Annotated in this window: 16 protein-coding genes and 1 tRNA gene; 3 read left to right on the forward strand and 14 right to left on the reverse strand. The window is 69.8% G+C overall.

All coding sequences use genetic code 11. The features are described 5' to 3' along the window. Positions 1-83: 83 nt before the first annotated feature. The 10 genes from FED44_RS10420 to FED44_RS10465 form a co-directional block, all read right to left on the reverse strand. Positions 84-590: a hypothetical protein gene (locus FED44_RS10420; protein ID WP_138460503.1), complete on the reverse strand. Its 507-nt coding sequence runs from the start codon at positions 588-590 to the stop codon at positions 84-86. Continuing rightward, positions 587-1075: a hypothetical protein gene (locus FED44_RS10425; protein WP_111699916.1), complete on the reverse strand. Its 489-nt coding sequence runs from the start codon at positions 1073-1075 to the stop codon at positions 587-589. The genes FED44_RS10420 and FED44_RS10425 overlap by 4 nt, the downstream gene beginning before the upstream one ends. Positions 1076-1263: 188 nt before the next feature. Continuing rightward, positions 1264-1659 carry a 50S ribosomal protein L7/L12 gene (gene rplL, locus FED44_RS10430; RefSeq protein ID WP_111699917.1) on the reverse strand — a complete coding sequence of 132 codons (396 nt, stop codon included), beginning with the start codon at positions 1657-1659 and terminating at the stop codon, positions 1264-1266. 76 nt (positions 1660-1735) lie between these two features. Continuing rightward, positions 1736-2260 carry a 50S ribosomal protein L10 gene (rplJ, locus tag FED44_RS10435; RefSeq protein WP_111699918.1) on the reverse strand — a complete coding sequence of 175 codons (525 nt, stop codon included), beginning with the start codon at positions 2258-2260 and terminating at the stop codon, positions 1736-1738. A 211-nt stretch (positions 2261-2471) separates the two neighbouring features. Next, positions 2472-3311: an SCO4651 family lipoprotein gene (locus tag FED44_RS10440; protein WP_138460504.1), complete on the reverse strand. Its 840-nt coding sequence runs from the start codon at positions 3309-3311 to the stop codon at positions 2472-2474. 201 nt (positions 3312-3512) lie between these two features. Then, complete coding sequence (gene rplA, locus FED44_RS10445; protein WP_111699920.1) at positions 3513-4226, reverse strand: 50S ribosomal protein L1; 714 nt, start codon at positions 4224-4226, stop codon at positions 3513-3515. Positions 4227-4406: 180 nt separating this feature from the next. Beyond that, the gene (rplK, locus tag FED44_RS10450; protein WP_138460505.1) at positions 4407-4838 is read right to left on the reverse strand and encodes a 50S ribosomal protein L11; all 432 of its coding nucleotides are present in this window, start codon (positions 4836-4838) and stop codon (positions 4407-4409) included. Between the two features lie 93 nt (positions 4839-4931). Then, positions 4932-5705: a transcription termination/antitermination protein NusG gene (gene nusG / locus FED44_RS10455; RefSeq protein WP_244301824.1), complete on the reverse strand. Its 774-nt coding sequence runs from the start codon at positions 5703-5705 to the stop codon at positions 4932-4934. Positions 5706-5761: 56 nt separating this feature from the next. Next, positions 5762-6019 (reverse strand): preprotein translocase subunit SecE, encoded by a 258-nt coding sequence (gene secE, locus FED44_RS10460; RefSeq protein ID WP_111699923.1) that lies wholly within the window; start codon positions 6017-6019, stop codon positions 5762-5764. A gap of 76 nt (positions 6020-6095) precedes the next feature. Next, positions 6096-6168 (reverse strand) — tRNA-Trp (locus FED44_RS10465). Between the two features lie 234 nt (positions 6169-6402). Here FED44_RS10465 and FED44_RS10470 point away from each other — a divergent pair. Next, positions 6403-7608, forward strand: coding sequence for a pyridoxal phosphate-dependent aminotransferase (locus tag FED44_RS10470; protein ID WP_111699924.1), 1206 nt, complete (start codon positions 6403-6405; stop codon positions 7606-7608). A 111-nt stretch (positions 7609-7719) separates the two neighbouring features. On the opposite strand, the gene FED44_RS10475 is transcribed toward FED44_RS10470, so the two are convergent. The 3 genes from FED44_RS10475 to FED44_RS10485 all read right to left on the reverse strand — a co-directional run bounded on the left by FED44_RS10475 (position 7720) and on the right by FED44_RS10485 (position 10629). Next, a complete protein-coding gene (locus tag FED44_RS10475) occupies positions 7720-8961 on the reverse strand; it encodes an ATP-binding protein (RefSeq protein ID WP_208758904.1) in 1242 nt (413 codons plus the stop codon). 154 nt (positions 8962-9115) lie between these two features. Further along, on the reverse strand, positions 9116-10132 hold the full coding sequence (locus tag FED44_RS10480) for a PASTA domain-containing protein (RefSeq protein WP_138460506.1): 1017 nt from the start codon (positions 10130-10132) through the stop codon (positions 9116-9118). Further along, on the reverse strand, positions 10129-10629 hold the full coding sequence (locus tag FED44_RS10485; RefSeq protein WP_138460507.1) for a SigE family RNA polymerase sigma factor: 501 nt from the start codon (positions 10627-10629) through the stop codon (positions 10129-10131). The genes FED44_RS10480 and FED44_RS10485 overlap by 4 nt, the downstream gene beginning before the upstream one ends. A gap of 73 nt (positions 10630-10702) precedes the next feature. Here FED44_RS10485 and FED44_RS10490 point away from each other — a divergent pair, with 73 nt between their 5' ends. Continuing rightward, on the forward strand, positions 10703-11722 hold the full coding sequence (locus FED44_RS10490) for an adenosine deaminase (protein ID WP_111699979.1): 1020 nt from the start codon (positions 10703-10705) through the stop codon (positions 11720-11722). A gap of 23 nt (positions 11723-11745) precedes the next feature. On the opposite strand, the gene FED44_RS35725 is transcribed toward FED44_RS10490, so the two are convergent. Beyond that, positions 11746-11889: a hypothetical protein gene (locus tag FED44_RS35725; RefSeq protein ID WP_167521441.1), complete on the reverse strand. Its 144-nt coding sequence runs from the start codon at positions 11887-11889 to the stop codon at positions 11746-11748. A gap of 258 nt (positions 11890-12147) precedes the next feature. Here FED44_RS35725 and FED44_RS10495 point away from each other — a divergent pair, with 258 nt between their 5' ends. Further along, complete coding sequence (locus FED44_RS10495; protein ID WP_167521442.1) at positions 12148-13542, forward strand: WD40 repeat domain-containing protein; 1395 nt, start codon at positions 12148-12150, stop codon at positions 13540-13542. Positions 13543-13567 lie beyond the last annotated feature (25 nt).

Below are 13567 nucleotides of genomic sequence, written 5' to 3' on the forward strand. Positions count from 1 at the left end.
GTGGGTCTACGCTGCCGTGCCCTTGAATACCCATCTACAACCCTGGCTCAAACGCCTTCTTTGCTAACAATTTAGCCACGCGCTCAGGGGGCGGGCGTGTCCCCCAGAAGGGTGGACAGCCGGGAGGCCCGCCAGCCGTCGCCCTGCGTCACCATCACCAGACGCGCCCTGCCCTGGCTGACCTGCTGCTTCGGCTCTTCCTCGCCCCCGCCGGACCGTGTCGTGACCATGTTCACGAACAGCAGCACGCGGACCTCGTCGGGCGTCGCCGACTCCACGCCCGCGGCCGCCACGACGGTCTGCTGGACCGTCCGCCGCTCCCGCGCCTCCGGGCCCAGCGTCGCCGCGAGCGTGCGGTAGTGCTCGGCCAACTCCCCGGTCGCGTGGCCGCCCGCCCGCGCCATGTCCCGGTCGATCGTACGGTAGTCGTACGACAGCATGTCGGGGGCGTACGACCGGGCGGCAGCGAGGGCCTCGCGGGCGGCCGTGTCGGCGGCCTGGAGACGGCGCAGGTCGAGCAGCAGCCACACGGCGGCGACGGCCAGCCCCACGGCGACGAGCGCCGGCAGCACCCGAAGCAGGCGCCTCACTGCACCAGCTCCGCCCGGGAGACCAGCCACAGACCCGACGCCTTGGTCACGTCCATCCGCCAGCGGAAGAAGCGCTCCTCCGGCGCGGCCTTCCTGCCGTCCTCCCAGTGGATCACCGCGTCGGCGACGACCAGGACCTGCGCCGTACGCCGGTCTCCGGCGATGGAGGCGAGCGCGGACGCCCGCAGGACGCCCGTCTGGACGGCCTTGTTCTTCAGTGTGGCGGACCTCAGGGCCGCCTGACCCGCGGCGTAGCGCGCCCTCTCCGTGCCGGTGGAGGTGGCCAGCGCGCGTTTGATGTCGTCGTCGATGCGGTGGTGGTCGATCGTCATGAGGCTCACGGCGTGCGCCATGGCGGCCCGGACCGCCATCTGCCGGTCCTGCACGGCCGCCTCGGCCTCCGTACGGGCCCCGGCGAGGCGCTGGACCACCAGAGCCAGCACGACCGCGACGAGGACGAGCCCGACGGTCAGCGCGCGCCGCATCCCCGTCCACCTCCCCCAGCACCCGACCGTCTCGGCCTGATCACGTCGCGCCGGATCCTACGTCCCGACCATAGATCAACGGGCCCGCCCTGCCCATAGGGTCTGGATTCCGTAGGGGTCCGGGCACGCGAAAGGGGCGGTCCCATCCGGCACCTGGATGGACCCGCCCCTTCGGTGAAGCGTGAGAACTACTTGACCGTGACGGTCGCGCCGGCGCCCTCCAGGGCGGCCTTCGCCTTCTCGGCCTGCTCCTTGTTGACCTTGCCGTCGAAGACGGGCTTCGGAGCGCCGTCCACGAGGTCCTTGGCCTCCTTGAGGCCCAGGCTCGTCAGGGCCCGGATCTCCTTGATGACCTGGATCTTCTTGTCGCCGGCGGCCTCGAGGATGACGTCGAACTCGTCCTGCTCCTCGGCCTCCTCGGCGGCGGCACCGGCGCCACCGGCGGCCGGGGCGGCGGCGACGGCGACCGGGGCGGCGGCCTTGACGTCGAAGGTCTCCTCGAAGACCTTCACGAAGTCGGACAGCTCAAGGAGAGTCATCTCCTTGAAGGTCTCGAGCAGCTCGTCGGTGCTGAGCTTCGCCATGATGTTCCTCCAGTGGATCTAGCAGAAAACGTGTAAGGGGACCGCGGTGCGCGCTTCCCCCGCCCGCTGCGCGGACCTACTCGCCGGCCTCTTCGCGCTTGGCGCGCAGAGCCTCGGCCAGTCGAGCCATGGTGGTGGGCAGCGCGGCGAAGGTGGCGGCAGCCTGGGACTGCTTGGCCTTCAGCGCACCGGCCAGCTTCGCGAGGAGCACCTCACGGGACTCAAGGTCGGCAAGCTTGGTGATCTCGTCGGGGGTCATCGACTTGCCGTCGACGACGCCACCCTTGATCACCAGGAGGGGGTTGGCCTTGGCGAAGTCACGCAGCCCCTTGGCCGCCTCCACCACGTCGCCCTTGACGAACGCGATGGCGGTCGGGCCCTGGAACAGGTCGTCCAGAGCGGTGATCCCGGCGTTGTTGGCCGCGATCTTGGTCAGCGTGTTCTTCGCCACGGCGAACTTCGCATTCCCACCGAGAGAAACACGCAGCTGCTTGAGCTGCGCGACGGTGAGACCGCGGTATTCGGTCAGAACGGCGGCGCTGGATCCCTCGAACTCACTCTTGAGCTCGGAGATCGCGACGCTCTTCTCCGCCTTCGCCATGGGCCTCCTTCCAGATGTGCCGCCGGCGGAAGGCCCTTGGAAAACAGACAAGCCCCGGCGCAGGCGCACGGGGCTTGGGCAGACGTCACACGTCCTCAAGCGTCTCCACACCTACGCGGGCCGTCCACTCACGTGGATCCTTCAGTCATCGGGCTGCACGCCCGGTGACGACCGGCGGTCTTCGGCAGGAGACAGACTACGTTGTCAACCGTCAGGACGGCAAATCGGCGGTGGCGCGCTGCGGCAGCTCGCCCACCTGGTCGGCCGCCGGCGCCTTGATGGAGACCGGCTCGTTGAACGACTTGAACATCGCCGTGGCCTTGAACGCGCCGGCGTCCGGCTTGCCGCCGTTCAGCTCGACCTTCCGCGGCAGGCCCTGGGCGTCGATCCACGCGTCGAACTTGACGTCCTTGGCGCCGGCCAGCTCGCCGCGCAGCTGCGAGCGCTGGTCGTCGGACAGCTGCTTGACCGCCTCGTCCACCGGGAACGTGCCCGCGTAGTGGGTCGTGTCCACCCCGCCGACCTGCTCGCTGCCCACCGACTTGACGTCCTTGGACGCCGTGAGCAGCGCGGTGCTGGTCTTCAGGTCGAACTGCCGGGCCTGGGCGAGGTACTGGTCGACGTCCACGCCCGCCTGCGAGCCGAGCTGCTTCAGATCGAGCCTGATGTACGGCTTGGTCGCGCCCAGCAGGTTCTTGAGCATGTCGACCTTCACGTACGCCACTTCGCCGTCGACGATGACGCGCACGCCGCCGGGCAGGTTCTGGCCGTTGAACGACACCTGGCTCAGGTTGATGTCCGTGGCGACCTGCGGGCTCTTCTGGTAGAGCATCGTGCCCTGCACGAGCCCCGCCTGGGCGCCCTTGGCGTCGGTGACGTTCACCACGAGATCCGCGGCGTACGTGTTGACGTCGTCGGCCTTCTGCGCGCTCTGCTGCAGGACCTCGGACGCCGAGAGCGTGACGTTCTCGAGAGACGGAGTCGCGGTCGTCCCGCATCCCGCGACCGTGATCGCGGCAACCGCCCCCGCGGCCACTAGTAGTCGTCGCATTTTTCCATCCCTTTCTGGGTTCCCCCTTTACCTGCCCTTGACCCTATTCGCCTAACGCCCTCTGCGCGTCGCGCCTGTCGCAACCCTCATTACATGTGCACAAAACCTCCACATGCGCATGGACAGACAGAAGCCCCCGCCCGATGTCTCGGGCGGGGGCTTCCGTCAGGCTCGGCGGCCTGTCCGGCCGTCGTGGAACGGTCAGGCGTCGATCTCGGCGGTCATCGCCCGCGTCACGTTCGGGTCGACCGGGATGCCGGGGCCCATGGACGTGGTGAAGGTGACCTTCTTCAGGTAGCGGCCCTTGGCGGCCGACGGCTTGAGACGAAGCACCTCGTCCAGCGCGGCGGCGTAGTTCTCCACCAGCTGGCGGTCGTCGAAGGACGCCTTGCCGATGATGAAGTGCAGGTTCGCGTGCCGGTCGACGCGGAACTCGATCTTGCCGCCCTTGATGTCGGTCACGGCCTTGGCCACGGCGGGCGTCACGGTGCCGGTCTTGGGGTTCGGCATGAGGCCACGGGGGCCGAGCACGCGGCCCAGGCGGCCGACCTTGCCCATCATGTCCGGCGTCGCGACGACCGCGTCGAAGTCCAGACGGCCCTTCGACACCTCGTCGATCAGCTCGTCGGAGCCGACGATGTCGGCGCCCGCCGCGCGGGCCTCCTCGGCACGGTCACCGGTCGCGAAGACCAGGACCCGGGCGGTCTTGCCGGTGCCGTGCGGGAGGTTGACGGTGCCGCGGACCATCTGGTCGGCCTTGCGCGGGTCGACGCCCAGCCGCAGGGCCACCTCGACGGTGGCGTCGAACTTCGTGGTCGCGGTCTTCTTGGCCAGCCGCACACCGTCCAGCGGGGCGTACAGGGCCGCGCGGTCGACCTCGGCCGCCGCGTTCTTCCAGCTCTTGCTGCGCTTCACTTCATACTCCTAAGGAGATCGTGGTCCGGGCCGCGCATCGGCCCTCCCACAGCGTTTGATTGCCTCGCCTCCGGCAAGGCGGCTCGGGGCGCCCGCAGTCCGCTTCTTCCTTCGGTGCGTGCTCGCTCGTTCCTCGCTCCGCGCGCTCCTCAGTCCAGACGCGGCCGCGCCCCTCGCGGGCTACTCGGCGATGGTGATGCCCATGGAGCGGGCGGTGCCGGCGATGATCTTCTCGGCGGCCTCGACGTCGTTGGCGTTGAGGTCCTGCAACTTGGTCTCGGCGATCTGGCGAAGCTGCTCGCGGGTCAGCTTGCCCACCTTGTCCTTGTGCGGGTTCGCGCTGCCCTTCTGCAGACCGGCGGCCTTCTTGATCAGCTCGGGCGCCGGCGGCGTCTTCGTGATGAAGGTGAAGCTGCGGTCTTCGAAGATGGTGATCTCAACGGGGATGATGTTGCCCCGCTGGGACTCCGTCGCCGCGTTGTACTGCTTGACGAAGTCCATGATGTTGACGCCGTGCGGACCGAGCGCGGTACCGACCGGCGGCGCGGGGGTGGCCTGGCCAGCGGGAAGCTGGACCTTCACCAGGGCCGCGACTTTCTTCTTTGGAGGCATTAGTCCTTCTCCGGGTCCTTGGTCCTACAAAAGCCTCACGGCACGCCGGAACACGGCGTGCGTGAGGACGGCTATCGAGTCTACGCGAGCCGGTCAGATCTTCGAGACCTGGTTGAACGACAGCTCAACCGGGGTCTCCCGGCCGAAGATGGAGACGAGGACCTTGAGCTTCTGCGACTCGGCACTGATCTCGCTCACCGTGGCCGGCAGCGTGGCGAACGGCCCGTCCATGACGGTGACCGACTCGCCGACCTCGAAGTCGACGGTCGCGGTGGTCGTCTTGGCCGCGGCCTTCTTGACTTCCTCGGACGGCTCCGGGGCGAGCAGCTTGGCGACCTCGTCGAGGTTCAGCGGGCTCGGCTTGTTGGACAGCCCGACGAAGCCGGTCACACCGGGCGTGTTGCGCACGGCGGCCCAGGACTCGTCGGACAACTCCATCCGGACCAGCACATAGCCGGGAAGCACCCGCTCCTTGATCGGAGTCTTCTTGCCGCCCTTGAACTCGGTGATCGTGTGGGTCGGCACCTCGACCTGGAAGATGAAATCCTCCATGTTGAGGGACCCGATACGGCTCTCGATGTTCTGCTTCACGCGGTTCTCGTAACCGGCGTAGGAGTGGATGACGTACCACTCGCCGAACTGACCGCGAAGCTGGCGCTTGAACTCCTCGACCGGGTCGACATCGGGGAGGACGTCGCCGTCCTCGTCGACCTGCGCGGCGGCCTCGGCCGATTCTTCGCCGCCGTCACCGCCGTCAGAGTCGGCGGCCGTGGTCTCCTCGACCTCTTCTACGGCCTCGTCCTGCTCGGTGCCCCACTCGTCATGCTCGTCATGGGAGCGGTCGGCCGGCATCGGGGACTCGGACACGGGACTCTTCCTTCTTCGCTTGGTGTCGTGGACGTGCTACGACGTCTCGGGCCGGATCAGGATCCGCCGAAGACCCACAGCACAGCCTTACCCAGCACGGTGTCGATCCCGAAAACGAGCGCAACCATAATCACGACGAAGACCAGGACGACCACCGTGTAAGAGATCAGCTCAGTGCGCCTCGGCCAGATGACCTTACGCAACTCGGCGACGACCTGCCGGTAGAACAGAGCGGGCGAGGTACGCCTTGCCTTCTTCTCGCCGGTTGGCTTACCGGGCTTTCCAGCGGTCTCGCCGCGGGTGTCGATCGCCACAGTCCTCACCTGATCCGTCGTGTCCGTCGCAGCTTGCGGCGCGCTTTCACGCCATTGTTGCGCGGACCGCACTCCGCAGGGCACGAGGGACTCGAACCCCCAACCGCCGGTTTTGGAGACCGGTGCGCTACCAATTGCGCTAGTGCCCTAGGCCGTGCACCACGATACCCGAGAAACGCGATGACGCATCCGTCCGTTGCTCACGTGGCCCACTAGTCGGTGAAGTGTACGCGGGAATCACCACTCCGTCGAACCAGAACGCTCGCACGCCGTCCGGAGACGCCCCGGCAGCGCTCCGGTTCGGACCCAAAGTTACCGTGCGGACCCGCCCGCGGGCCGGATATGGATGCGAAACCGCGCGGCGCGTCTGGAACGATGGAGGCATGACCCGACCTCGCATCTCCGCACGCATATCCGCGATCTCCGAGTCCGCGACTCTGGCCGTGGACGCCAAGGCCAAGGCGATGAAGGCGGCCGGTCGGCCGGTCATCGGCTTCGGCGCCGGCGAGCCCGATTTCCCCACTCCCGGCTACATCGTCGAGGCGGCCGTCGAGGCGTGCCGGAACCCCAGGTTCCACAAGTACACGCCCGCCGGAGGCCTGCCCGAGCTCCGGCAGGCGATCGCCGACAAGACGCTGCGTGACAGCGGGTTCCGGGTCGAGGCCGCCCAGGTCCTGGTGACGAACGGCGGCAAGCAGGCGGTCTACGAGGCGTTCGCCACCCTGCTCGACCCCGGTGACGAGGTGCTGGTCGTGGCGCCGTACTGGACGACGTACCCGGAGGCGATCAAGCTCGCGGGCGGCGTCCAGGTCGACGTGGTCACCGACGAGACGACCGGTTACCTCGCTTCGGTCGAGCAGTTCGAGGAGAAGCTGACCGACCGTACGAAGGCGCTGCTGTTCGTGTCGCCGTCCAACCCGACGGGGGCCGTCTACTCCCCCGCCCAGGTCGAGGAGATCGGCCGCTGGGCGCTGGACAAGGGCCTGTGGGTCGTCACCGACGAGATCTACGAGCACCTGGTCTACGGCGGGACGGAGTTCTCCAGCATCGCCACCGCCGTGCCGGAGCTGCGCGACCGGGTCGTCGTGCTGAACGGCGTGGCCAAAACGTACGCGATGACCGGCTGGCGGGTGGGCTGGCTGATCGGCCCGTCCGACGTGGTCAAGGCGGCCACCAACCTGCAGTCCCACGCCACCTCGAACGTCTCCAACGTCGCGCAGGCCGCCGCGCTCGCCGCGGTCTCGGGCGACCTGTCGGCCGTCGCCGAGATGCGCACGGCCTTCGACCGGCGCCGCCAGACTATGGTCCGGATGCTCAACGAGATCCCCGGCGTGGTCTGCCCCGAGCCGTTCGGCGCGTTCTACGCGTACCCGTCGGTGAAGGCGCTGCTCGGCAAGGAGATCCGCGGCAGGCGCCCGGCGTCGTCGGCCGAGCTGGCCGAGCTCATCCTGGAGGAGGCCGAGGTCGCGCTGGTGCCGGGTGAGGCCTTCGGCACCCCGGGCTACTTCCGCCTCTCCTACGCCCTGGGCGACGACGACCTGGCCGAGGGCGTCAGCCGGCTGGCCAAGCTCCTGTCCGAGGCGCACTAGCACTTCGCCCACCCGGCACGAAGGCCCGGCCCCCACCACGCGGGACCGGGCCTTAGCCATGCCGGCGACAAGGCGAAACGACGGGTTGCGGCCGAACCGCCGTGGCCGCGTTCAGGACCAGAGGACGCAGATGGGCGCCGCGACGATCCTCTCGTCCATCTCGATGACACGCGGACCGGTGTGCAGCATGACACCGGCCACGAAGCGATCGCCCAGTTCGTCCCGCAACCACCGCAGGTGCTTCGCGTCGTCGTGACGCGGGGTGGCGGCGGCCTTCACCTCGATCCCGATCACTCGTCCCATGCCGAGCTCCAGGATGATGTCGACCTCGTGCCGTCCCTGGTCCTGCCGCAGATGGTAGATGTGGGGCCGGCTGTCGCAGACCGGCGCCTCCGCGCGCAACTGCTGAACCACGAAGGTGTCGAGCAACCGGCCGAGCAGATCGCCGTCGCGGAGGATCGCTCGTTCGTCCACCCGCAGCAGGGCCGCGACCAGTGCAGGGTCGACGAGGTAGCGCTTGGACCCGCGGATCAACCGCTTCAGGCGATTACTGAACCAGGCGGGAACCTTGTCGGCGACAAGGAGATCGCGGAGGAGGCGCTCATACGCCTCTCCCGTACGGGCGTTCACGGCGGCCGCGTCATAGAGCGTCTTGTCCGTGACCACACCGGCGGTGTTCAGAGCCAGCGCCTCCATGTAAGCCCGGAGGCGGACCGGGTCGCGTCGTCCGTCGAGTGTCTCGATGTCCCGCGTCAAGGTCTGCTCGATGTAGCTGTCCAGCCACCGGGCCCGCACCGAAGGCGGCATCCACTGAGCCTCGGGGAAGCCGCTGCGCAACGCCAGATCCACATAGTCGGCCAGATCGGGCGGCTGCGCCGGTGTGGCGAGTTCCCGCACCCGTCCCTGCGCGAGTAGATCGGCGAAAGCGGGTCTCCTCGTGTTGCGCTCAAGCTCCTTGACCGCGAGTCCCATCATGTCGATGCGGACCACCCGTCCCGTGCCGGGCCAGGTCCGGCCGCCGAAGTCGGACCATACGGAGCCTGTGAGGATGAATCGGCCCGGGCGGTGGTCGCCGTCCACCGCACGCTTCACCGCTCCGAGCACGTCCGGCACGATCTGCCACTCGTCCAGCAGGACCGGCTCCGCAAGCCGTCCCAGGGCCGCATCCGGATCGGCGAGGAAAGCGGCGTTCTCCCTGTCCCGGTCGAGCCGCACCACGGTTTTGACGTGACGGACGGCCGTGGTGGTCTTGCCCGTGGCCCGCGGGCCGACCAGCATGATCGCGGGTAGCGTCCGAAAGAGTTCGTCGATGATCGGATCCACCATGCGCGGGATGTAGGAATCACGGCTCACGCAGGCACATTACCAATTTGACCCAGCGCTTAGTACCAATCTCCCCCAGCTCTGAGTACAACTTGACCCACGTCATGGTGCGACGAAGACCCAGTCGGGGGCGGGCGACGCCTCCGGTTCGGAGAGCCGGCCGGAGGCGTGGCGGGGCGGAGTGTCAGCGGTCGAGAGCAACGCCGGCGGCGATCTTCCGCAGTTCCCGGTCGGCCGCGGCCCGGCCGAGCTTCGCCTCGTAGTCGGGGCTCATCATCACCTCGATCCCGACGCCGGGAGCGAGGGTCCACGTGATCGTCCGGGTGCCCCCGTCATTGATCTCGTCGCCGCCCTCCGACAGGCTGATCAGGTACGCCTTCTTGCCGTCGACGTCGATCGGCTTGGCGCCCTGCCCGGCGTAGCCTCTCAGCCGCTTCGCGAACAGGCTCGCCGCCGCCTTCCGGTAGACGATCATCTGGACGCTGTACACGCCGGGCTCAAGCCCCGGCTCCACCCAGCTCGTGGTGTAACTCTCGGTGCCGAACCCGTCCTTGCCTGACCACTTGCCCCATTCGAGGTCCTTGGGCAGGTAACCGACGTGGACGCCGCCGAGGGTCCGGCCGTCCCCGAGGTCGCCGAGGTCCTGCGGCGTCCACGAGGTCTGCGCGTCCGGCGCGGTGTCGGACGTCGAAACGACCGTCGTCGCGATGGTGATCATGATCGCCGCCCCGGCGGGCGCGGTGGTCCCGGGGGACGGCGTCTGCGCGATGACCGTCCCCTCCGGGGCGTCGCCGGTGACGACCTTCACGATCCGCACCGTGTATCCGGCGTCGTCCAGGAGGGTCATGACGTCCTCGGCGCTCTTGCCGACCACGTCGGGGACGACGCCCTCGGGTACGGCGACCGTGTCACCGGAGCCGGTCTCGACCGGGGCCGCCGTCTTCTTGGTGGTGATGCCGGCACCGGCCCCGCTCCCCGGGCCGGCGAGGCCGCCGGCGACCGGGTCGGTGCCGGGCTGGCCGGTCAGCGCCACGGGCACCCCCACCGCGACCGCCGCGGTGAGCACGGCGGCTCCCGCCGTACGAAACCGGACGGCTGCACGACGGCTGCGCCGCCGCACCGCCTGGCCCAGGGACGGCGGCGCGTGCACACCGGCGACGCGCGCGGCCATCGCGTCCCTCAGCGCCTCCTCGACGTTCATGCCGACACTCCTTCCAGGTTCTCCATTCGTGCCCGCACGCGGGCGAGGCCGCGGGCGGCCTGGCTCTTGACGGTGCCGACCGAGCAGCCGAGCAGCGCGGCGGTCTCGGCCTCCGACAGGTCCTCCCAGTAGCGGAGGACCAGTACGGCCCGCATCCGGGCCGGCAGTTGCCTGAGCTCGGCGACCAGCACGTCCCGCAGGCCGAGGTCGGGCGACTCGACCGGCGTCTCCGGCGGCTGGGCGAAGGTGATCTCCTTGATCACCCTGCGCCGCCTGGCCCTGCTGATCGCGCCGTTCACCACGACCCGCCGCGCGTACGCCTCCGGGTTGTCGTGACGTATGCGCGGCCAGTGGCGGTAGACCTTCTCCAGCGCGCTCTGGACCATGTCCTCGGCGTCGGTGGCGGAGGCGCCGCAGACGAGGATCGCGGTGCGCAGGAGGGCGGTGCTGCGCGCGGCCAGGAACTCGTCGAAGGCCGCCTCGTCTTCATCGGTCATGAGCTCCCCTTTCTCCCGTCCACAACGCGCGAGCCCGGCGGCGGGTTGAGAGCGGATACGGCAGGATATGGAGATGGCACGCCCACTCCAAACGCTCCCCAAGGCACACCTGCACCTGCACTTCACCGGCTCGATGCGGCACTCGACGCTCATCGAGCTCGCCCGGGATCAAGGCGTCCACCTGCCCGACGCGCTGGTGCAGGACTGGCCGCCGAAACTGCGGGCGACCGACGAGCGGGGCTGGTTCCGGTTCCAGCGGCTGTACGACATCGCGCGGTCCGTGCTGCGCCGCCCGGAGGACGTGTACCGGCTGCTGCGCGAGGCCGCCGAGGACGAGGCCAGGGAAGGCTCACGCTGGCTGGAGATCCAGGTCGACCCCTCCGGGTACGCGCAGCGTTTCGGCGGGCTGACCGAGACCCTGGAGCTGATGCTCGACGCGACGGAGAAGGCGGCGCGGGCGGCGGGGATCGGGATGGCGGTGATCGTGGCCGCCAACCGCACCCGGCACATGCTCGACGCCAGGACGCTGGCCCGGCTAGCGGTGCAGTACGAGGGCCGGGGCGTGGTGGGCTTCGGGCTGTCCAACGACGAGCGGCGGGGCCGGGCCAGGGACTTCGAGCACGCCTTCCGCATCGCCAGGCGCGGTGGCCTGCTCGCCGTACCGCACGGGGGCGAACTGCTGGGGGCGGCGAGCGTCGCCGAGTGCCTCGACGAGCTGGCCGCCGACCGGATCGGGCACGGGGTGCGCGCGGCCGAGTCGCCCCGGCTGATGGAACGGCTGGCCGACCGGCAGATCACCTGTGAGGTGTGCCCGCTGTCGAACGTCGGGCTGGGGGTCGCCGAGCGGCCCGAGGACGTGCCGCTGCGGCGGCTGTTCGAGGCGGGAGTGCCGATCGCGCTCGGCGCCGACGACCCGCTGCTGTTCGGCGCCCGGCTGCTGCCGCAGTACGAGCTCGCCAGGGAGGTGTACGGCTTCGCCGACGCGGAGGTCGCCGAGCTCGCCCGGCAGTCCATCCGATCGTCAGCCGCCCCCGAACCGGTCCGGAAGGAGCTCCTGGCCGAGATCGACGCCTGGCTCGCCGCTCCCGCCTGATCTCCCCCATCCGGCCCGAGGCATCAGCGCCGCAGCAGCAGTCGCAGCACGCGCATGGCCCGGGCACGGCGGGCGGAGTCGGCGGAGAAGAGGTAGACCACCGTGAGAGCGGCCGGCAGCGACAGGCCGGCGACGCCGATGGCGGTCAGCTGGGACAGGATCGTCATGGGTGGATCCCTTCGCGTAGGCGGCGTGCGCCGCGGGGACCGGCGGTCATCCCGCGGGCCGCACGGCGACAGCCGGCCGCCGGTGATCCGGCGGTGATCCCAGGGTGAAAGACGCCGGAGGCCCGTTGACGGTTACGGCCGATCTTTGACACCACCGGACGAAGTCGTACGCCCCCTGACAGGCGCCGTACGTCCTGCGGCGGTGGCGTCACGCGAAACGCCGTGTGTTGTGCGATGGTCTGGGATGCTCGGTCCACGATGTCCGAGAACTCGTCACCCACCTCCGGTGAGGAGGCGCTGGCCGCGCTGCGCGACCGGTTACAGGAGCTGTACCGGCGCCGAGGCAGGCCCAGCTACCGCAAGCTGGCCAGGCTGACCGGCCAGGCGCTCAGCCACACCACGGTCGGCATGGTGATCCACTGCCGGAAGCTGCCGCGGCTCGGCCAGCTCGAACTCGTCGTCGAGGCTCTGGACGGCGACCCGGAGGCGTACCAGGCCCTGTGGCTCGCCGCCGACGAAGCGGACTCGGCAGCGGCGGGCACGAGCGCCCCGGCGCGACTCGGAGGGCCGTACCGGCCGACCGGCACCGCATTCCCTCATACCGAAGCGATCGGCGGCGTGGCGTTCCATCCCGACGGCCGTCTCCTGGCCACGCGCACCGAGGGCAGGAACGCGACGGTGCGACTGTGGGACGTGGCCACCGGCAGTCCTCTCGGCGACCCCCTCACCACTCGCAACGGCTGGGTCCACGAGCTGGCCTTCCACCCGGACGGACACCTTCTCGCGGCCGCGGGCGACGCGGCGCTGCGCCTGTGGGACGTGACCACCGGCGAACCGGTCGGCGCCCCCCTGACCCTCCACTCCACGGGCCACCAGACGGTTGCTTTCCACCCCGGCGGCCGACTGATCGCCGTCGGCGGAGGCGACGACACCGTGCGGCTGTGGGACGTGGCCACCGGCAGACCCGCCGGCGACGTCCGTACGGGCCACAGACATCCGGTCTTCGCCATCCGGTCTCTGACCTTCCACCCGGAGGGCCGGCTGCTGGCGACCGCGGGCAACGACGCGACCGTACGGCTGTTCGATGTGATCACCGGCGAGCCGGTCGGCGGACCTCTGGTCGGGCACAAGAGCGAGGTCACCGGGGTGGTCTTCCATCCGGACGGTCATCTGCTCGTGTCCACCGGCAACGACGCGACCGTACGGCTGTGGGATGTGATGACGGGCGAACCGGTCTGCTCCCCGCTCATGGGACACATCGGCTTCGTCTCCGAACCGGCCCTCCACCCCGACGGCCGGCTGCTCGCCACAGCCGGGCTGGAGGACGGGGACGTGCGGCTGTGGGATGTGTCCGCTCACCGGCCGGTCGGCGAGCCCCTCTCCCACAGCGGCGCCGTCCGCGCGCTGGCCTTCCACCCCGACGGTCACCTGCTGGCCACCGGCGGCAACGACGCGACGCTGCGCCTGTGGCGGGGCGAGTCCACGCCCGAGCCGCACCTGTCACGCCGCCGCGCCGACCGGCTGCGCGCCCGGCTCACGGCCGTACGAGAGGATCGTGACCGGCTGGCGCGCGAGGTCGCCGCCTTGGGAGCCGCGCCGGGAGCGGAGCTCGACGGGCCGTCGCGGCAGGTGCAGCGCGGCGGCGGCCGATAGCCGGCCCCCTCCGCTGCTCCCCCGC

The organism is Microbispora triticiradicis (genome assembly GCF_005864065.1).
GTDB classification, from domain to species: domain Bacteria; phylum Actinomycetota; class Actinomycetes; order Streptosporangiales; family Streptosporangiaceae; genus Microbispora; species Microbispora triticiradicis.